Source organism: Verrucomicrobiia bacterium, assembly GCA_023953615.1.
In the GTDB taxonomy this organism is placed as follows: domain Bacteria; phylum Verrucomicrobiota; class Verrucomicrobiia; order Limisphaerales; family JADLHS01; genus JADLHS01.
This window is the reverse complement of sequence record JAMLJH010000001.1, coordinates 982,168-1,001,351: the sequence shown is the minus strand read 5'-3', so window position 1 is coordinate 1,001,351 and position 19,184 is coordinate 982,168. Positions and strand designations below refer to the sequence as shown.

Annotated in this window: 20 protein-coding genes and 1 tRNA gene; 11 read left to right on the top strand and 10 right to left on the bottom strand. The window is 58.8% G+C overall.

Annotated elements, in window-relative coordinates; translation table 11 throughout:
• The first annotated feature begins 196 nt into the window (after positions 1-196).
• From M9920_04045 to M9920_04035, 3 genes are all read left to right on the top strand, one after another.
• Entirely contained in the window at positions 197-823 is a 627-nt protein-coding gene (locus M9920_04045) for an RHS repeat protein (GenBank protein ID MCO5051453.1), read from the top strand.
• A 324-nt stretch (positions 824-1,147) separates the two neighbouring features.
• Positions 1,148-1,222 (top strand) — tRNA-Asn (locus M9920_04040).
• 88 nt (positions 1,223-1,310) lie between these two features.
• On the top strand, positions 1,311-2,114 hold the full coding sequence (locus tag M9920_04035) for a hypothetical protein (GenBank protein ID MCO5051452.1): 804 nt from the start codon (positions 1,311-1,313) through the stop codon (positions 2,112-2,114).
• Here M9920_04035 and M9920_04030 read toward each other — a convergent pair.
• Positions 2,111-2,533, bottom strand: a complete 423-nt coding sequence (locus M9920_04030) for a putative toxin-antitoxin system toxin component, PIN family (protein ID MCO5051451.1) — start codon at positions 2,531-2,533, stop codon at positions 2,111-2,113. The two genes, M9920_04035 and M9920_04030, sit on opposite strands and share 4 nt — an antisense overlap.
• Positions 2,530-2,796 carry a type II toxin-antitoxin system ParD family antitoxin gene (locus M9920_04025; protein MCO5051450.1) on the bottom strand — a complete coding sequence of 89 codons (267 nt, stop codon included), beginning with the start codon at positions 2,794-2,796 and terminating at the stop codon, positions 2,530-2,532. The genes M9920_04030 and M9920_04025 overlap by 4 nt, the downstream gene beginning before the upstream one ends.
• Before the next feature lie 737 nt (positions 2,797-3,533).
• Here M9920_04025 and M9920_04020 point away from each other — a divergent pair.
• From M9920_04020 to M9920_04010, 3 genes are all read left to right on the top strand, one after another.
• Positions 3,534-4,934 (top strand): Gfo/Idh/MocA family oxidoreductase, encoded by a 1,401-nt coding sequence (locus tag M9920_04020; GenBank protein ID MCO5051449.1) that lies wholly within the window; start codon positions 3,534-3,536, stop codon positions 4,932-4,934.
• A 44-nt stretch (positions 4,935-4,978) separates the two neighbouring features.
• Positions 4,979-5,878, top strand: coding sequence for a phosphodiester glycosidase family protein (locus M9920_04015; GenBank protein ID MCO5051448.1), 900 nt, complete (start codon positions 4,979-4,981; stop codon positions 5,876-5,878).
• 119 nt (positions 5,879-5,997) lie between these two features.
• On the top strand, positions 5,998-6,273 hold the full coding sequence (locus M9920_04010; GenBank protein MCO5051447.1) for an HPr family phosphocarrier protein: 276 nt from the start codon (positions 5,998-6,000) through the stop codon (positions 6,271-6,273).
• Positions 6,274-6,449: 176 nt separating this feature from the next.
• Here the strand turns inward: M9920_04010 and gnd are convergent, their stop codons facing one another.
• Both gnd and M9920_04000 read right to left on the bottom strand, forming a co-directional pair.
• Positions 6,450-7,922: a decarboxylating NADP(+)-dependent phosphogluconate dehydrogenase gene (gnd, locus tag M9920_04005; GenBank protein ID MCO5051446.1), complete on the bottom strand. Its 1,473-nt coding sequence runs from the start codon at positions 7,920-7,922 to the stop codon at positions 6,450-6,452.
• A gap of 188 nt (positions 7,923-8,110) precedes the next feature.
• Positions 8,111-8,614: a hypothetical protein gene (locus tag M9920_04000; protein ID MCO5051445.1), complete on the bottom strand. Its 504-nt coding sequence runs from the start codon at positions 8,612-8,614 to the stop codon at positions 8,111-8,113.
• 157 nt (positions 8,615-8,771) lie between these two features.
• Here M9920_04000 and M9920_03995 point away from each other — a divergent pair, with 157 nt between their 5' ends.
• Complete coding sequence (locus tag M9920_03995; GenBank protein MCO5051444.1) at positions 8,772-9,440, top strand: DedA family protein; 669 nt, start codon at positions 8,772-8,774, stop codon at positions 9,438-9,440.
• A gap of 8 nt (positions 9,441-9,448) precedes the next feature.
• Here M9920_03995 and tsaB read toward each other — a convergent pair whose 3' ends face one another.
• Genes tsaB through M9920_03975 form a run of 4 tightly spaced genes read right to left on the bottom strand, consistent with a single transcriptional unit; the run spans position 9,449 to position 12,169 of the window.
• Positions 9,449-10,102 carry a tRNA (adenosine(37)-N6)-threonylcarbamoyltransferase complex dimerization subunit type 1 TsaB gene (tsaB, locus tag M9920_03990; GenBank protein ID MCO5051443.1) on the bottom strand — a complete coding sequence of 218 codons (654 nt, stop codon included), beginning with the start codon at positions 10,100-10,102 and terminating at the stop codon, positions 9,449-9,451.
• Positions 10,083-10,529, bottom strand: coding sequence for a tRNA (adenosine(37)-N6)-threonylcarbamoyltransferase complex ATPase subunit type 1 TsaE (tsaE, locus tag M9920_03985; GenBank protein MCO5051442.1), 447 nt, complete (start codon positions 10,527-10,529; stop codon positions 10,083-10,085). The genes tsaB and tsaE overlap by 20 nt, the downstream gene beginning before the upstream one ends.
• Positions 10,507-11,439 (bottom strand): thiamine-phosphate kinase, encoded by a 933-nt coding sequence (locus tag M9920_03980; protein ID MCO5051441.1) that lies wholly within the window; start codon positions 11,437-11,439, stop codon positions 10,507-10,509. The genes tsaE and M9920_03980 overlap by 23 nt, the downstream gene beginning before the upstream one ends.
• Positions 11,440-11,452: 13 nt before the next feature.
• Positions 11,453-12,169, bottom strand: coding sequence for a CPBP family intramembrane metalloprotease (locus M9920_03975; protein MCO5051440.1), 717 nt, complete (start codon positions 12,167-12,169; stop codon positions 11,453-11,455).
• A gap of 178 nt (positions 12,170-12,347) precedes the next feature.
• On the opposite strand from M9920_03975, the gene M9920_03970 reads away from it, so the two are divergent.
• Positions 12,348-14,432, top strand: coding sequence for a thioredoxin domain-containing protein (locus M9920_03970; GenBank protein ID MCO5051439.1), 2,085 nt, complete (start codon positions 12,348-12,350; stop codon positions 14,430-14,432).
• 21 nt (positions 14,433-14,453) lie between these two features.
• Here the strand turns inward: M9920_03970 and M9920_03965 are convergent, their stop codons facing one another.
• A complete protein-coding gene (locus M9920_03965) occupies positions 14,454-15,611 on the bottom strand; it encodes a hypothetical protein (protein ID MCO5051438.1) in 1,158 nt (385 codons plus the stop codon).
• Between the two features lie 101 nt (positions 15,612-15,712).
• On the opposite strand from M9920_03965, the gene M9920_03960 reads away from it, so the two are divergent.
• Positions 15,713-16,300, top strand: a complete 588-nt coding sequence (locus M9920_03960) for a LysM peptidoglycan-binding domain-containing protein (protein MCO5051437.1) — start codon at positions 15,713-15,715, stop codon at positions 16,298-16,300.
• Between the two features lie 8 nt (positions 16,301-16,308).
• Here the strand turns inward: M9920_03960 and M9920_03955 are convergent, their stop codons facing one another.
• Entirely contained in the window at positions 16,309-17,088 is a 780-nt protein-coding gene (locus M9920_03955; protein ID MCO5051436.1) for an undecaprenyl-diphosphate phosphatase, read from the bottom strand.
• A gap of 134 nt (positions 17,089-17,222) precedes the next feature.
• On the opposite strand from M9920_03955, the gene M9920_03950 reads away from it, so the two are divergent.
• Both M9920_03950 and M9920_03945 read left to right on the top strand, forming a co-directional pair.
• Positions 17,223-18,641, top strand: a complete 1,419-nt coding sequence (locus M9920_03950; GenBank protein MCO5051435.1) for an Nramp family divalent metal transporter — start codon at positions 17,223-17,225, stop codon at positions 18,639-18,641.
• 7 nt (positions 18,642-18,648) lie between these two features.
• Positions 18,649-19,077, top strand: coding sequence for a universal stress protein (locus M9920_03945; GenBank protein MCO5051434.1), 429 nt, complete (start codon positions 18,649-18,651; stop codon positions 19,075-19,077).
• Positions 19,078-19,184 lie beyond the last annotated feature (107 nt).

Genomic DNA, 19,184 nt, shown 5'->3' with positions numbered 1-19,184 from the left:
TACGTGTTCAGTTCGTCCGCTCCAATGTGAACAGGCAACGCCGGTGTCCCGCCCAAACGGTGTGAAAGAATCTAGCGGCGCTCAGGCCGCGCCGGGGTGAGTCGGTCACCCGCGCCTGCCGCACCGCCCTGGCGCTGCGAAGTTTAAGTTGAATTGAAAGTTGGTTTGAGTTGAAATGGCCAAGAAGCAATCACGTATGAAGTTATTGAACCAATACACCAGCCGTACCGTGCCGGGCTACCTTGAGGTCTCCGGGTTGGTGCTGGGCAACAACACGATTACCGTCAACAGTTCGGCGCCATGGCGCAAGGGTGAGTTCTTCCGCAAGGAACTAACGGTGGCCAACGGTTCCGTGCCGGTCTGGCAATCAATCAGTGTCGCCGCGCCGGGTGAGACCACGGTGAGCGGGAACGTGTTTGTGCCCAAGACGCCGGAAGCGTTCACGTATGATGCCGACGGGAATCTGACGCAGGATGGGCGATGGGATTACACGTGGGACGCGGAGAACCGGCTGGTGAAGCTGGAGAGTCGCAGCGGCGCGCCGAACGGCTCGAAACGGAAGCTGGAGTTTGCGTATGACTGGCGGGGACGGCGGATTGGGAAGAAAGTGACCAATCTGGACACGAGCACGGTGTTGTCCGAGGAGAAGTTTCTGTATGACGGCTGGAATCTGATTGCCAAGCTGAACAGTTCCTTTGCCCTCGTGCAATCTTATCTATGGGGACTGGATTTGAGCGGGTCAATGCAAGGGGCCGGAGGCGTGGGCGGGTTGTTGGCGGTGACGGATGTCAGCGCGGGTTCGCACTTCGCGTCATGCTTTTGAGCAAACGCTTCCGTTACCTTGAGCGGTCCGTGCTGGACCTAGAAAATGATTCCTTTCGCGTTGTGGAGATTCAGAGTGAGCGAAATCAGATAAACTTTAACTTTTTGACGAATTAGCAGTCGCAATCTCCGCCAAAGTAATACCGGCAGTCCCGCCAAAAGGTGTGAAAGAATCCGGCTCGCCTCAGACCGTGATGGAGAAGGTCGGCCATTTACCTTTCTGCCACAGAAATGATTTTTCCTGAGAAGCCCTGGGGTTGGGCGGGGAAATTATTTGACGTTGTGAAAGGTGATTTGTAGAGTGCGCGTCCGATTCGCTTTGGGTTCCAGAGTAGCTCAATGGTAGAGCACGCGGCTGTTAACCGTGTGGTTGAAGGTTCGAGTCCTTCCTCTGGAGCCATGTTTTTCAACGGTTTACGTGAAGCCAATCCTTCCTCTGGCCGTCACTGGACGGCATAGAGCGCGCCGCCCGCGCGCTTTTGGAAGCCGTGCAGACCGCTAAGGGGTTTTCCGTTGTTAGTCCCGTAACTTCTCCCGCGCCGCCGCGCGCCACGGTCGTTTCCGTCTGTAATGAGTTCCTCACGGCAAAAGCCCTGGCGCAACGTTCGCAAAATTATTTGCGGGTGACTCACGCTCAGTTGGGCGCCTTTGCCAACGGACGCGCCACGCGCCCCATTTTCACGCATCGCCCGTCGAAGGTCGTTATCTGCGGAAATTCTGGCTACGGCAAAAGCCAATACCAAATCCGCTACGCCCTGGGCGCGTCCGCGCGCTACAAGTTCATCTTTGACCACAAGCGCGAGTTTGAAGCCCTGGCGGGGGCCGTGCCGGCGCGCACGTTCGACGAATTGGACGCCGCCATTGATACCGGCTGGATTGTGTTCAACCCGCATCGCCTCTTTCCCGGCCAGCTTCCCGAAGCGTTCGATTTTTTTTGCAATTACGCTTGGAAGGTTTCCGAAATGTTCGGCTTCACGAAACTATTCGTGGCCGATGAACTGGCGCTCCTGACCGAAGGCCAAAAGCCCCAGCCGCTTTGCCGACTCATGGAAGATGGTCGCAGCGTGGCGCTGGATTGCGCTTTGACTTCGCACGGCCTCAATTCGCTGCATAACCGCATCCGGAGCCAATTCACCGAGATCGTCAGCTTTCGCCAGACCAGCGCCCCCGCCCTGGAAGTCATGGAACGCGAGTTTAACTTTGACCCGGAAGAAATCGAAGCCCTGGAACGCGGTCAGTTCATCGCTTGCAACGCGGACACGGGCGTTTTTCAAACCGGACGGGTATTTTAACCTGTGGTTTGTCCCCGGACGTAAAGCAGAAATTGAATCGGGGTCACCATACGGACGCCAAACGGCTTTTCCAAGTCCAACAAGTCCCGGTCATTGGTGACGACGAATTTCGCACCCGCCGCCAGCGCGCCGGCCAGATAACGATCGTCTTTTGCGTCCCGGCTGCGTTGCTTGCCCAACGGGGCTGGACTGACGAAATTCGCGATGCGGACCAGCTCGACCAAGAACGGTTGCGGGTCGGCGGCAGGTTGCTTGTCCGCCAGCACTTCGGGGACTCGTTTTTCGTATTCGGCCCAAATGTCCGGCGTCACGCACAGCAGCACTTGCTGTCCCGTAACCAGACTGAGGCAGGCGCGCGGGTTGCCGCTCCACCCGAGGCCCGCGATGATGATGTTGCAATCAAAGACGGCGGGAATCATCGCCCCGCCTTTTCTTCCGCCCGGGACTTACGCACGGCGCGCACGATGGCCTGCTCCATTTCCGGCGTGATCGGTTCAGCGGGCAGATCGGCCATGATTTCGTTGAACCGCTTGAGGCTCGCGCCCATTTCCTCCCGCGCCAACGCCCGCAACCCGGCTTGAATCACGTTGCTGGCGTTTCCGTATTGTCCGCCCCTCACTTTGCGCTCGACGAATTCGTCCAGCGCTGGGGGCAGGGAGATGTTTCTGGTTTTTGTAGCCATGACGGGAGTATCGGACGCCTTGCAAAGATTGTCAATGTTTGCCGATTGCTCCCCCAATTCCCCATCGCTTAACCCTTAACCCAAAAACCCAAAAACCGGCCTTTAACCCTCGCTCACCGGAAAAGTGACGCTCCAGGATGCCCCAGGCGCGCGTTTCATTCGTGGCGAGGGTAAAAGGACAGCGGGCGGTTAAAAAGGGAAATGCCAGCGCCCCACTGCAAGCGCAAGCTCCAGAGGTATTTTTGCCCGACTCGCCCGTTTCCGGCTCCCGTAGCTTTCTTTTTTCCTCCCGCCGTAATCCGGCAAAAGCAAAGGGACATCGCCCCACAAATGGAAAGGCCCGATCCGGTGCGCGCTTTTCCCAATGAAGGCTTGCGCCGCGCGGACGTTTTCCAACACCAGAGGCGCTCCCAGCGCCGCCGCAATTCCCCGGCAGCGTTCCAGAGCAAGGCAAGGTTTGGCGTTGGTGGGTTTTTTCGACGGGTCCAAGGCATTGAATGTCGCGAAAATTCTTCGCACGGGGGGAGGCTACGGTTATGCATAAACAACCTCCTTTCGATTGGCATCCAGTTACAGACTCATTCCCTGGAGGCTGAAGTTGACCGCGCAATCCCTGCACAGCATTGCCAGACCTCGCTTGGATGCTTGACGGAAGTCTGGACGGTTTTAATGACCCGCCCACATCCACTTGTCGGTCTGGGTTGCTTCCGGCACGCGTCGTAGTCCATATTGCCGTCATGAAATTCGCCCGGAATCAATTTTCATCCCCAACGGCGTTCAACATCAATCGCCGCCAGTTTCTCAAATCGGCTTCAGCGCTCACCGCGTTGGCCGCGCTGCCAAGTTGGGGCGCGGACGCGCTGGACTTGATCAACGGTAAACCCAAGCGCGTGGGATTAATTGGCGCGGGTTGGTACGGCAAAAGTGATTTGTGGCGACTGATGCAGGTCGCTCCCATTGAAGTGGTTTCCATTTGCGACCCGGACAAAAATCTGCTGGCGGGCGCGGTGGAGATGGCGAGTCAGCGGCAAAAGTCGAAACGCAAGCCGCGCGGTTATGGCGATTACCGCGAGATGCTGCGCGAAAAAGATTTGGACGTGGTGCTGGTCGGTTCGCCGGATCACTGGCACGCGCTGCATGCGATCGCCGCAATGGAAGCGGGCGCGGACGTTTATTGTCAAAAACCCATCAGCCGGGACGTGCGCGAGGGGGAAGCGATGCTGGACACGGCGCGCAAACATGGGCGGGTGGTGCAGATCGGCACCCAACGCAGAAGCACCCCGCATTTGATTGATGTAAAGCAGCAGGTGGTGGATGCCGGGCTGCTGGGCAAGATCGGCCTCGTCGAGGCGTGTTGTTATTATCACATGCGGGCCAATGGCAATCCGCCGGCGCAGCCCGTGCCGGATTTTCTGGATTACGAAATGTGGACCGGTCCGGCGCCGTTGCGCCCGTACGACCGGCTGCCGCATCGCAGTTGGTGGCGCACGTTCATGGAATACGGGAACGGCATTATGGGCGACATGTGCGTTCACATGCTGGACGCTGGTCGCTGGCTGCTGGATTTGGGTTGGCCAAAAGCCATTCATTCCACGGGCGGCATCTTCGTGCAGAAGGAAGGGAAATCCAACATCGCGGACACGCAACAGGCGGTGTTTGAATTCAAGGAGTTCAATGTCGCGTGGCAACACCGCACCTGGGGCAGCGCGCCGGATCCGGATTATCCGTGGGCGCTGTTTATTTATGGCGAAAAAGGCACGCTCAAGGTCAGCGTGATGCGCGCGGATTTTATTCCCATGGATCGGAATGAAAAATCGCTGCACTTCGATTGCGTGTACGAACGCGAGCAGTATCCCGAGGATTTAACCGAGAAGGATATTGAACTGAACGCCGCTCCGGCGACGCGGCGGCACATGCTGGATTTTCTTGCGGCCATTGAAAAACGCAGTCGTCCGGTGGCGGATATCGAGGAGGGACACATTTCGACCGCCAGTTGCATACTCGCCAACCTGGCCATGGAACAGGGACGACCGGTGTACTACGATCCGGGACAACGGGTGGCGTTGGGAGATGCCGTTGTCACCAAATTGCTGAAGCGCGAGTATCGTGGTCCGTGGCAACATCCGAATCTGATTTGAGCCGCGAGAGGTTTAGGTTGGGAAGAGAAAAACCGAGTGTGGTAATGGCAATTGATCAACCGATGGCGGCTTCGCTCCGCTCCATTCGCCGCTTCGTAATCGGGTGCGTGGGATTGGGTTTGCTGGGTTCGCACCTGGCTTCCGCAGATAGCTTGACGACCGAGCATCCGTTTCCGGGCGTGTTGCTTTATTCCGAAGTGCGCACGAATCCGCCGCAGCGGCTGTTCGTGGCCGAGATTGATTTGACGAATCCGCAGTTGCGTTTGGGCGTTGCTCCCGGCGGCGCGGATCCGGATGGGCCAGGCCCGTGGCAGACCACGTTGATGCGCCCGACGCAAATCGCCATGCGGGAGAAATTCGATCTGGTGGTAAATGGAGACTTTTTCTCGATACGTCGAACCAACGCCGCGGGCGCACCGGGCCCCGGTTTTCGTCCCACGGTTTGGAGTTCCGTTTCGGGACCGGCCATGAGCGCGGGCCAGCTTTGGTCGCCGGGGACGGGCGAGCGTCCAGCTCTGGTGGTGGATCGCGCGGGTCGGGTGTCCATTCGCCCCCTGCAAAAACCAGGCGCGAACGATTGGCAGATCATTTCGGGAAACGTGATGCTGGTGCAGGCGGGGAAAGTCGTTAAACATAATAACCAGGCGCGGCATCCGCGCACTGTGGCGGGGCTGAATCAATCGGCCACCAAACTGATTTTGCTGGTGGTTGATGGACGCAAACCGGGAGTAGCGCGAGGCATGAGTTATGCCGAGCTGGCGCAGGAAATTTTGGCCCGCGGTGGTTCGGAGGCTTTGAATCTGGATGGCGGTGGCAGTTCGGTGCTGGCGGTGCGTGATCCGGATCAAAATACGTTCAGAATTCTCAATCAACCTTCGGATGGGCGCGAGCGGGCTGTGGCGAATGTGTTGGGCCTCAGCGTTTCGCCGCGCCCGAATCCGTAAGCTTTCCGATTTACCAGTGGGGTCATTGCCGCCGTTGAGCGGTTTACTTTTTGCCGGCGAAAAATCTGAACGAACGCATTTCAGTCCGGTCGAAGAACTCGGTCAATATTGGAAATACCATGAAACAAGCACGAGTAAAAGTGGCCTGGGACCGGCGGTTTCCCATGCGGGCAGCCGTTCAAATGGTGCAACTCGCGCGTCGGTTCCGTTCCCGCATCCTGTTCCGCGCGGAGGCGCAGTTGGCCGACGCCCAGAGTATTTTGGGAATCTTGATCCTGGCCTCGAGCCTGGTTTCTTACGTGGATGTCGAGGTTTCCGGCGACGACGAACAAGAGGCGGTTCAAGCCATGGTTGAGCATTTCGATCATCATCAACCACCGGGGCAGGGCGCGTAAGCGCGGCCCGGGCACCGCGGTCAGTTCGCTGACGCGGAACGCTTCGTCCCGAACGGAATGTTGGCGGGCGCAATAAAAAAGCGCGGGCGAAACACCCGCGCTTTGTAAGTCTGTAATTTCGTTGCCGCTCAATCCGCCCGGCGGCCGCATGGGCGCGGACGGGGTTGGCTCAGGCATCAGACATTGTAGGTGCTGCTGCTCGTGGTGCCGCCGCGCCCGGTCCAATTGGTATGGAAGAATTCGCCGCGCGGTTTGTCCACGCGCTCGTAAGTGTGCGCGCCGAAGTAATCGCGCTGCGCCTGCAACAGATTCGCGGGCAATATCGCGCTGCGATACTGATCGTAAAATGCCAGTGCGGTGCTGAATGCCGGCGCCGGGATCCCCTTCTTCGCGGCGGTGGCCACGACGTTGCGCCAGCCTTTTTGCGCCTTCTTGATTTCAGCGCGGAAATAATCATCCAACAGCAGATTCGAGAGCTTGGGCTTGGCATCGTAAGCCGCTTTGATTTTCCCGAGAAAGCGCGAGCGAATGATGCAGCCGCCCCGCCACATCAACGCAATTCCGCCGTAATTCAAATTCCATTTGTATTGCTGGGCCGCCGCGCGCATCAGCATGTAACCCTGTGCGTAACTGATGATTTTTGAAGCGTAAAGCGCGTTTTTGATGTCGTTGATAAACGCTTTTTTCTTTTCCGGATTGGTGGCAATTGTGCCCAGGACCGGACGCGGTCCTTTCAATTTGCGCGCGGCTTTCACGCGCTCGTCCTTCAAGGCGGAAACGCAACGGGAATAAACCGCTTCCGCGATCAACGTGATTGGAATCCCCAGGTCCTGCGAATTGATCACCGTCCATTTACCCGTGCCTTTCTGGCCGGCGGTGTCGAGGATGTTATCCACCAGCGGCGTGCCGTCGGTGTCTTTGTGCGCCAGGATGTCGCGCGTGATCTCAATCAGATAACTGTCCAGCTCACCCTGATTCCACTCGGCAAAGACGGGGTGCATTTCATCGGCGCTCATGCCCAGGCCGTGCTTCATGATGTTATAGGCTTCGCAAATGAGTTGCATGTCGCCGTATTCAATGCCGTTATGCACCATCTTGACGTAATGGCCGGCGCCCTGTTCGCCGACCCAATCGCAACACGGCGTGCCGTCCTCTACTTTGGCGGCAACCGCCTGCAAGATATTTTTCACATGCGGCCAGGCCGCGGGAGAACCGCCCGGCATGATGCTGGGACCGTGTCGCGCGCCTTCTTCGCCGCCGCTCACGCCCGTACCGATGTAGAGCAACCCTTTGCTTTCGACATATTGCTGGCGGCGATTGGTATCCTCAAAGAGGGAGTTGCCGCCATCAATAATGATGTCGCCCGGCTCAAGGTGCGGCAGGAGTTGTTCGATGAAATCATCCACCGGCTTGCCCGCCTTGACGAGCATCATCACGCGACGAGGCCGTTTTAGCTTGGCAACCATTTCCGCGATGGAATGGGCGCCGAGGACTTTCGTGCCCCGAGCCTCGTTCGCCAGAAAGTGATCCACCTTTTCGATGGTGCGATTGTAAGCCACGACGGTAAAGCCGTGGTCGTTCATGTTTAAGATGAGGTTCTGGCCCATGACGGCCAGACCAATGAGAGCGATGTCACCTGTAGGTTGCATATTCGTAGTCGTTTTGAACGGAAACCAAACAAGGGAACCATACAAAAGTTACGCCGTCCCGCCAGAAGATTTATGGATCGTGAAAATTCACCGGGCAGAACGGAACGAGTCACGGGGTTCCGCTCTCTGACCGAGCCAGGGCAGAATCGGGGTGGGATTCGATTGAGTGGCGACGTTTAACTCGAAGTTCAACTCGCGCCGAGCTGCAAACGGGTGTCGTTCTCCAGCAGGTTTTGGAGATTCGACCAGTTCGCCTCGTTCATTCCGTTGAAAGCGTTCAGGTAAACCGCCACGGCTTCCGGCGGGTACTTGGTCAGCAATGTTTCCACGGCTGCCTTCAATTTTTCGTCGCTCATGGCTTCCGGCAGGTCTTCCACCACGCCATTTTCGTTCGGGATTTCCAAGGCGTTGAGGAAATCCGTCAGCATGGATTGATATTTTTTGACGAGCCAGGTGCGAAGCAGCGTGCCGGCGGCGGCATCCAAATTCGGTCGGGCCAGAGTGCTCAACATGGTGGCGTGACGCTCGTTGCGTTCGCGGCGCTCCAGAAAAACCGGTCGCACCCGGCGCGCCTCGGCCACGGCTTGCAGGACCGCGCGATACGTGGGCTTCTCCGATTCGTGAGCAAAGGTCAGAATTTCACTCGCCAGCGTGGGCGACATGAAGCCGAACAATTCGTAAGACTTGAACATCGTTAGGGCGGTTAAGTTCTGAAGTCTGCGGTCTTTGGTCAAGCGGCGAGTTTTGGCGGCGATTCCGTTCCGATGACGGATCGTGTGCCGGGTTCAAGCCAATCTGGTGGGGAAAGTTTGCTTCAGCCACGCGATATCCGCTATAAACCTGCGCCACATGAGAGAACTGTTGCAACCAATCGTGGACTGGTATTTCAGCGTCCTCAGCACGTGGGGCGTTTGGGCCGTGGTGCTGTTGATGGCGGTGGAGAGTTCCATTGTGCCGTTGCCCAGTGAAGTGGTGATTCCCCCTGCCGCGCATCTGGCCTGGACGGGCGAAGGCATCTCCTGTCTGGGCTGGCGCTTGAGCGGCTGGCCGGCGCAAGGCGCGATCGTGGCTGCCGGCACCTTGGGATCCTGGCTGGGCGCAACGTTGATGTACTGGTTGTCGCGGATCGCCGGGCGCCCGTTTGTTCTGCGGTATGGAAAGTTTATTTTCATCAGTCCGGAAAAGGTGAAGGGCGCGGAGCGGTGGGCGGCGCATTACGGCGCCATGGGAATTTTCGCCGCACGATTGTTGCCGGTGGTGCGACATCTTATCGGGATTCCCGCTGGCATCGTGCGGATGAATTTTTGGAAGTATTCGTTCTACACCGTGCTGGGATCGGCGCTTTGGTCGGCGGTGTTATGCTGGTTGGGTGTGAAAATCGGCGGGGACATCAGCAACGGAGAAATGCACAAGGTGACGTTCTGGCTGGTCGGTTTTGTGGGCGTGGTTGGCATCCTTTATTACTTTTTCGTGCATCGCCAGATGAAGCCACCATCGTCCGATGACGCCGCCGACTGAAGAACGGATTAAAGCGGCAGGCGGCGCGGCGGTGGCGCTTTGACGAAGGTTGTTTCCCGAAGGTAAATGGGCGTCAGGTTTTCCGCCGTCACGAAATCCAAGCGCGAGGCCGCGAGTTGAGCCAGCGTAGCGGCGGAGGGGAAAACCTCCCGCCCGTGCGGAAACCATCGCGTCACCTCCGGGCCGACGATCAACTCTCCCGCGCTGGCGTGGTGTTCCACTTCGGCGCGTGTGACGATTTGCAAGGGTGTCACCACTTGCGCGCGGCCCGACTCCGCAAGATAACTGGCGCGATAAAATTCACCGCGTTGCGCGTCCACCACGATCTGAAATTGACCTTCCTTTTCCTGAATCGCAATCTGCGCCGCCATGCACTCCACGCTGCTGATTCCAAGTAGTTTTGCGTCAGTGGCCAAATGCCAGCCTTGCGCCAGGGCGATCGCCACGCGGATTCCCGTGTAGGATCCCGGCCCGATTCCAATCGCCAGAACTTCGATGTCCTCCCGGCGCCGCGCGGCGGCTTGCAGGGCGGACTCGATCAGATCGAAAGGGCGCATGTCATGGCCGGGCCGTTGCTCCGCAACTTCCCGAATGCTGCCGCTGCCGTTCCCAACGGCGGCGCTCCGTCGCGCGGAACTGAAATCAAGCGCCAGAATTCTCATAAGTAATGCGTCGTTCCGTTTCACCAATCACTTCGATCTGTGCGCGCCAGGGCGGCGTCGGCGTGTTTTTTTTCCAGGTTGTCCAATCGTCCGACAGACGTTCGGCCCATTCGATGACCGCCACGCCATCGGGTTGCAAAAACTCTTCCAGGCCCGCGCCGTGGATTTGTTCCGGCGTCTCGAGTCGGTACAGGTCCAGATGAAATAATTTCAACCGGCCGCCCGGATACTCATTAACCAAAGTGAACGTGGGTGAATGGACCCGTGCGGTGGCGCCCAGTCCCCGCGCCAGACCACGCACCAATTGGGTTTTGCCCGTGCCGAGATCACCGCTCAAGGCGATCACCAAACCGTGCCGCGCCTGGCGACCCCATTCGCAGCCGAACCGTTCGGTATCCGCCGGACTATGAGAAATGAACGTACCCATGAGCGGTAATCGGATGCAGCCCGGTCTGGTCGCGGAGACGCAAGCCGGTCCCCGCGACAATTTTACCGATGCAACTCAGTTTCAATTCAGGAAATCGTCCCCGCCACGCATCCAACAACGGAACGGCGTCCCGGCTCGCGACGGTGAACAGCAATTCAAAATCCTCGCCATCGGTGAGCGCCGCCACCAAAGCGGGTTTGGCGACAGCACCACGCTGCGCCCGGGCCCGCGCGGCTCCACTGATGGGCACGGCGGATTTGAGCAGCTCCGCGCCCACCTCGCTGGCGTGCAAAATGTGCGGTAAATCCCCCGCCAATCCGTCGCTCAAATCCATCATGGCGTGAATGGAATAATGTTCCGCCAGCCAGCGCGCCTCGACGAGCCGCGGCGTGAAGTCCAGGTGCTTGCCGTTGATGCTGCCGCCCAATTCGCCCGTGACGAAAATCGCATCGCCGACCTGCGCCCCCGAGCGCAGGATGGCTTTACCGGCGGTCACCCTGCCGAGCACCGCCACTGAAATCAGCAGTCGTTCGGGATTCGTCGTGGTTTCACCGCCGACGATGGCGACGTCGTATTGGCGGGCGAGTTGGTTCAATCCCGCGTAAATTTCGCTGACGAACTCCGGTGAGAATTGTCGGGGCAATCCCAGCGTGACGATGGCGGCGAACGGGGTGCCGGCCATCGCGGCCATATCGCTCAAACCACGCGCCAACGCTTTACGCCCGATCTTTTGCGGCGGCGTGTCGTGGTTGAAATGAATGTCTTCCACCACTGCATCCGTCTTGAACAGCAACTGCTGTCCCGGCGTGCCGCCGGCCAACACCGCGCAGTCGTCGCCGGCGCCGAGGATCACCGAGTCATTCGTCGGCAAGTCGCGGGTTAGTTGCGCGATCAATTCGAACTCGTTCATACGGCGGCAACGTTCATGGGGTGCGTTCGCGCAACACCAGAAACAAGGTGAAGTTCACCGCGTTAAACAGAGTGTGCGCGAGGATGGGAGCGAGGAGGTTATCCGTCTTTTCATAGAGCCAGACGAAGAGCAACGCCAGCCCCACCAGCGGCAGCAAAGCCGCCAGATTCCAATGAATGACGCCGAACAGAATCGCCGTGCTCCATAAGGCCAGTCGCGGAAATCCCAGGTTTTTGATCCAGGGATACAACACGCCGCGGAAGACGATTTCCTCCACCAGCGGCGCGAGAACTACGACGATGAATCCCAGCAGCAACAGGGCGGGCAGCGTGTTGGCGTTTTGCAAAATGAGTAAAGCGCTCTGCTCCTGATCCGACCAGCCCACTGATTTCAACAGCAGCGCAATTCCGCCCCGCAGCAGCGCGCCGACGGGAAGAAACAAGGCAATGGTCACCAGCGGCAGCCAAAGCACTGGCGCGCCAATGTTGCCCCAGCCAAACCCGACGCGCCAGCCCGTCTGGTGCTGACGCAGAAACCAGCCGGCGCAGATCAAAGTGCCCAACTGATAACACAGCACGCCGAGCGCAACGCGCGGGACGGTCGGGACCGCGCCCTCGGACATCGGCCCGAAAAACAGGCGGGTGAGCACCATGCCGAGAAACAAAAAACCCAGCACGCCGAGCAGAAAAGCCACGACGGTTTCCGTTTTCCAATGACGATTGGACCACACGGCGTCAGCTTAGTGCAGCGGTTGCCGTCGGGCGAGAATTGGTTTTTCGGAGCGCGGACGGTCCCTGTCCGCAGCGTGTGGCCGGGGAGTAACCTGGCTGAAATATCCCACGCTTTCATGTTGGGCGGAGCGCTGCGAGCGGGGACCGCTCGCGCTCCGGCGCTTGAGATTTCTCTGGATGTTGACGGAGGAAGCTCCGATGGTTGGGTTCGATATGGCCGCAACCGCGAAGCACACCAACCTCCTGATCCACGAGAAATCGCCCTACTTGTTGCAACACGCGCACAATCCCGTGGATTGGTTTCCGTGGGGGGAAGCGGCCTTTGCCCGCGCCCGCGCCGAACGGAAACCCGTGTTTCTGAGCATCGGCTACTCGACCTGTCATTGGTGTCACGTCATGGAGCGCGAGTCGTTCGAGGCGGAACCGGTGGCGGCGTTTTTGCGCGAACATTTTGTCAGCATCAAGGTGGATCGCGAAGAGCGCCCCGACGTGGACAAAATTTACATGACCTTTGTGCAGAGCACGACCGGCAGCGGCGGCTGGCCGTTGAACGTGTTTCTGACGCCCGATTTGAAACCGTTTTTTGGCGGCACTTATTTTCCTCCCGAAGATCGGGGCGGGCGCCGCAGTTTTCTCTCGTTGTTGCAGGAAATCGCCGCCATCTGGAAAAAGCATGAGCCGGAGATCGTGGCTTCGGCGGATGACATTCATGCGCGCATGCAAACGCTCACGCAAGCGGCCACCGAGCCGACGGCGCTTTCCCGCGAAGTTTTGCAACGGGCCGGCGTTTCCTTCAAGGCGACTTACGATGCGGTGACCGGCGGTTTCAGCGAGGCGCCCAAATTTCCCCAACCGAGCCGGCCGCTTTTCCTGCTGCGTTACGCGAAGCGATTCAATGACGCGGAGGCCCGGCGGATGGTGTTGCACACCGGTGACAAAATGGCGGCGGGCGGAATTCACGACCAGCTCGGGGGTGGTTTCGCGCGCTATTCCGTGGATGAACGGTGGCTCGTGCCGCACTTCGAGAAAATGCTTTATGACAACGCGCAACTGGCGCAGCTCTATCTGGAGGCGTACCAGGTCAGTGGCGAGCAGCGCCACGCCGAAGTCGCGCGCGATATTCTGGATTACGTCCTGCGCGACCTGACGCATCCCGAGGGCGGATTTTATTCCGCCGAAGACGCCGACAGCGAGGGACAGGAGGGCAAATTTTATTGTTGGACCCACGACGAGCTGGCCAAGTTGTTGTCGCCCGAAGAATTCATCGTGGTGGTGGATTACTTCGGCATCACCAAGGAGGGCAATTTCATGGATCACAGTCATCCGCATCCGTTGCCGGGGTTGAACGTGTTGAGCGTGGTGCAGCCCGATGTTCCCGCGGCGGATCAACCGCTCCTGGCGGCGGGCCTTGCCAAAATGCGGGCGGTCCGTGCGCAGCGCGTCCGACCGTTTCTGGATGATAAAATCCTCGCTTCCTGGAACGGGCTGATGTTGGGCGCGTTGGCGCGCGCCGGCGTGATTTTGGATGAACCGCGCTATCTGGCGGCGGCGCAAAAAAATCTGACTTTCCTCCGGGACCACCTGTGGGTGGCAACGGAGCCGACGCTTTATCATCGCTGGCGGAACGGGACGCGGGATGAGGTGCAATTGCTCGAGGCTTATGCCTTTCTTCTGGCCGGAGTGTTGGAGCTTTACGAGGCGACTTTACAGGCGGACCTGCTTGACTTTGCCATCGCCTTGGCGGAGGCGATGCTGCGCCAGTTCTACGATCCGCTCGAGGGTGGATTCTGGCAAAGCCCGACGCGCGCACCGGATTTGATTCTCCGCATCAAGGACGATTACGACGGCGCGGAGCCGGCGGGCAATTCCGTGGCGACGCTCGCGTTGTTGAGACTGGCCGCCATGACGGAACGCGCGGATTTCAAGCAGGCCGCCGAGCGAACCCTGCAACGTTCGGCCGCACAACTCGATAAATTGCCGCAAGCCTCGTCCTGCCTTTTGCAAGCGCTCGATTTCTGGGTGGATGAGCCGTTGCGGGTGGTGATTGCCGGCGCGGCGGACTCGGCCGCCACCCGGTCGTTGTTGCGCGCGGCGCATGCGGTTTATCAACCCAATAAAATCGTTCTCGGTACCACCGGGGCTGTTTCAGAATTCGTGCGGAGTCTGCCGGCGCCGGAGGGAGCGCTGGCGTATGTTTGCACCGGCACGGCCTGTCAGTCGCCCACGAGTGATCCCGCGAAACTGCGCGAGCTATTGAAATAAAACGCCGCGGCGCCCGCCGGTTTATTTCAGCCCGACGAAGAGGATCACCAGGTCAATGATGAACAACAGCACGATGGTGGCTTCCAGAATCATCATCCAGCGGTTCGTTTGATCGTGCTTCAGGATTTGGTAGAGGTCGTTGAGGATGCGCAGCTTGCCCTCAATGGTGCGATGCCATTCGGCCAGGTGCAGACGCGTGGAGATTTTTTCGTAAATGCGCGCCAAATGCCAGTCGCCGAAAAACTTCGTGGTATTCGAAAGTTCATCGTTGAAGCGCGCCATATCAATGCGGATTTCCCGCAGCTCGCGGAGAATGTCCCGGCGCGGCCGCAACGGATCATGGCTCAGATCGCGATACGAGCGTTCCAGCGCGTCATCGAGCAAGCGGTCGTAGGCCTCGAGTTCAGTCAACTGGAGATTGGCCAGCTCCAGGATGTGCAGCGTTTCATCGAAGGCGCGGGCGTCATCAATCAAGAGCGCGGCATCCCAATCAATCACCACCAGATCGTTCTCGTAGTAGCTGAGGTAACGCGCGGTGGATTCGTCGGCTTCCTGCAGGGACAGGCGCTCGGTTTCGAGTTCCTGCGTCAACAGTCCGGCGACCTGACGCCGGTGCTTTTGAAACCATTGCAGGGCGGTGATCGTCTGACCCGCGGCACCGCTGATCGGCGCGGCAAAACAAAAGACCGTGTAGGCTTCTTCTTCCCGCCATTGCGGATGCGGTGATTGCAACCGGCCTTTGAGTTCCGCAACGACTTCGTGCGCGAGTTGGTACACGTGGTCTTGCAGCGAGCCGTCGCTGAATTGCAGATCGTGAAACGCGATCAGGTCGGGCAGACAATTCGCGGCGAACGGCACGCGCACGGTGATGCTGATGGCACCGATGGAGAGAAACTTGATGACGCGCTGTACCTGAACCGGCCCGAGCGGCCCAACGCGCTCCATGGCGGGCAGTCGCACCATTTCGGGACGATGGAAGGACAACTGCCGCGGACTGCGGCGGCTGGCGTCCATCGAAAAATGTTCAACCGGCTGGCCCAGCAATTGAGAGATTGGTCGGCGCGAGGTGTCGTAGGCGATGTCGAAGGCATAAATATAAACGACTTCCCCGGTGTATCGGGTCGGGCCGGTTGGGGTCGCCGGTGACGCGGTGGATTCGGGTGTTTGCGTCGTGTTCATGCCGAGACAAGGTAGCCGCAAACCATGGGAAAGTCGAAGGAAGACGGTCGGTGGACAACCCGGGCTTGCGCCCGTTTGGCGGGGCTTTTATTGTCCCGGTTATGAAACAGATTTTTGCTTTGCTAATGGTGACTTTGCTGGGGGCGACCTTTCTGGCGCGCGGGCAGGATGCGGCGTTGCTGGACGAGCGGATCAAGCGCCTGAACGGTTACATTCAGTCTTTGCAGGAGGAAAGTCAGAACCAAAAACAGCAGATCGAAGCGCTGGCGCGCGAGGTGGCCACGTTGCGTGAGCAGAATCAAAATCGCTCCACCGCGCCGACGGCCAGTCAGGATGATTTGCGTGAGCTGACGCGCAAGGTTCAGGAGATTGAAGAGAAACGGAAGGCGGATCGCGCGTTTCTGGAAAAGGAGTTTGATCGGCTGACCCGAATCGCCGCCGCCAAGCCCGCCCCGGCGCGTCCGGTTCCCTCCACCCGTCCCGGCACCACCACCGGCGCCAATCTGCCCAAGGAAGCGCTCGAACACACGGTCGCCTCGGGCGACACCGTTTCGGCCATTGCGCTGGCTTACAGCAAGGAAACCGGAAAAAAAATCACGGCGGAGATGATCCTTCAAGCCAACGAAGGGTTGAAGCCGGAACGGATGCAGGTGGGCGATAAAATTTTGATTCCGATTCCCGACAAGTAAGCCGCGCGTCAGCGCACCAACCAGAGGATCACCAGACCCAGGGCGATGCGGTACCAGCCAAACGGAATGAACGTGTGGTGGCGGATATAGCCCAGCAGCCACTTGACCACGATGAAAGCCGTGATGGCGGCAACGATGGTGGCCAGCAACACTTGCGACCAAGGTTCATGCGGAGTCTGATCCCGGAGCGCATCAAAAGCTTCTTTGGCGCCGGCCGCCAGCAACGTTGGAATACCCAGTAAAAAGGAGAATTCCGTGGCCGCGCCACGACTTAATCCGAGCGCCAGAGCGATGAGAATGGTGGTGCCGGAACGCGAAGCCCCGGGAAAAGCGGCGGCGATCAATTGCGCCAAACCCACCGCAATGGCCACCGTCCAGGTGACTTTTTCCGAGGTCTTTTTGTCGCGTAACCACCGTTCCACAACGACGAAGAGCACCCCGCCAATCAGGGTCGCCCAAGCCACGGGCGCCACCGCATCGGGCAATTTCAAACCGAACTTTTTCAAAGTCAGCCCGCCGATCGCCGTCAACACGAACGCAACGGATAGTTTGAGCAAATAGTCAAAATTCTCCGGTTCGCGCCATTGTAAAACCAGGGTTTTCGCGCGTTGCGCGAACACGGCGAGTACGGCGAGGACCGCGCCCGTTTGGATGACGACGTTGAACATTTCCGTGCGCGGCGCCAACCAGTGTTGCGCCAGCAACAAATGTCCCGTGGAGGAAATGGGCAGGAATTCGGTAACTCCCTCAATAATTCCCAAGATGATAACGGCAAGCCAGTCAGGCATTACTCACAAGACACAAAACCGGGCGGACTTGGCAAGCGACAAATTTCCGACGGCCAGAATGAAAGGTTGGCGGCGGGCGGCATTGACACTTTTTCTTGACCGAGGCGAATGGATACCTAGGTTCACTACCGTCTGTGAATTCGGGCCACCAGCCAACTGAAGACCAACCGCAGCCCACCGAACCTACCGGAAATTGGCGCCGCCACCGGCAAGAGGTGTCGCTGCCGGAGTCGCATCGCAGCATCCACGTACCGGCCTCGGCGGGTTTCTGGCGCAAATTGCTGGCGTTTTCCGGTCCGGGTTTTCTGGTGGCCGTAGGCTACATGGACCCCGGCAACTGGGCCACGGATCTGGCGGGGGGCGCGCAGTTTGGCTACGCGCTCTTGTCGGTTATCATGATTTCCAACCTGATGGCGATTCTGCTGCAACACCTCTGCGTCAAGCTCGGCATTGCGACGGGACGCGATCTGGCGCAGGCGTGTCGGGATCACTATTCCAAACCGGTGGTCTGGTTTTTGTGGATTCTCTGCGAGGTTGCAATTGCGGCCTGCGACCTCGCGGAAGTCGTGGGTTCGGCGATCGCGTTGCAATTGCTCTTTGGCATTCCGCTGGTCTGGGGTTGTTTGATCACGGCCCTGGACGTGTTGGCAGTGCTCTATTTGCAGGCGCGCGGCTTCCGGCGCCTGGAAGCCATCGTGGTGGTGTTGATTACCACCATTGGCACTTGTTTCGCGATTGAGTTGTTGCTGGCTCAACCCGATTGGGGCGGCGTGGCCACGGGCTTTATGCCGACGGCGGAGATCGTGCAGAATCCCGGCATGCTTTATCTGGCCATTGGCATCATCGGCGCGACGGTCATGCCGCATAACTTGTATTTACATTCCTCAATTGTGCAAACGCGGAAGTACGAGCAAAACGCGACCGGCAAACGCGAAGCCATCAAGTTCGCCACGATTGATTCCACGGTGGCCTTGACGTTCGCGTTGTTCATCAACGGCGCCATCCTGGTGTTATCCGCCGCGGCGTTTCATTGGTCCGGCCACCAGGACGTGGCCGAAATTCAAGATGCCTACCGGCTGTTGCCCGGCGTTTTGGGAGCGACGGGGGCCAGCATGTTATTTGCGTTGGCGCTGCTGGCTTCAGGACAAAATTCCACGTTGACCGGCACGCTGGCCGGCCAAATTGTCATGGAGGGATTCGTCAACATCCGGTTGCGTCCCTGGTTGCGGCGCTTGATCACCCGCGGACTCGCCATCATTCCCGCCGTGCTGGTGATCGGGCTGTTTGGCGAAGCGAAGACGACCGAACTGCTCGTGACCAGCCAGGTGATTTTGTCCATGCAGTTGGGGTTTGCCATCTGGCCGTTGATGCGATTCACTGGCGAGAAAGCCAAGATGGGTGAATTCGTCAACTCCATTTGGATCAAGTTGTTGGGCTGGACCATCACGATCGTGATCATTGCGCTCAACCTGAAATTATTGTTCGACACGTTCATGCCCGCACCGGCGGCGGAAACGATTTCCGTTGGACTCGGATTACCGGCGTTACCGTAGGTTGACCATGTACCGCAAAATTCTAGTTGCCCTCGAGTGCGAGCCCGCAGACCGCAATCTGCTGGCTCACGTCACCGTGCTGGCCACGCGGATGCAATCGGAGCTGCTGCTCCTGCACGTGGCTGATGGCTACGCCGCGCGGTATTTTCATCAACTGAAACTTGCCGAGTCCGATGAAATGAAAGCGGACCGGGCTTATCTGGAGGCCGAAGCGGCAAAACTGCGGGAGCACGGCTTGACCGTCCACACGCAACTGGCCTTGGGAGATCCGCCCGAGGAAATTTTGAAGGTGGCGGAGACCGGGCAATTTGACCTGATCGCCCTGGGGAGCCACGGCCACCGTTTCTTTGGCGATATTTTTCACGGCAGCACCATTCGCCAGGTGCGACACAAAACCGCCATCCCCGTCTTGCTGGTGCGCGGTGAATCAAAATGATTTGCCGGCGTAACGACTGAAAATTTTACTCCGGCCACCCAACGCAAGTGGCAAGGAGTGTCAGCGAGAGTTCGATTGGATGGAAAACCAACTTCACCGACGGCGGA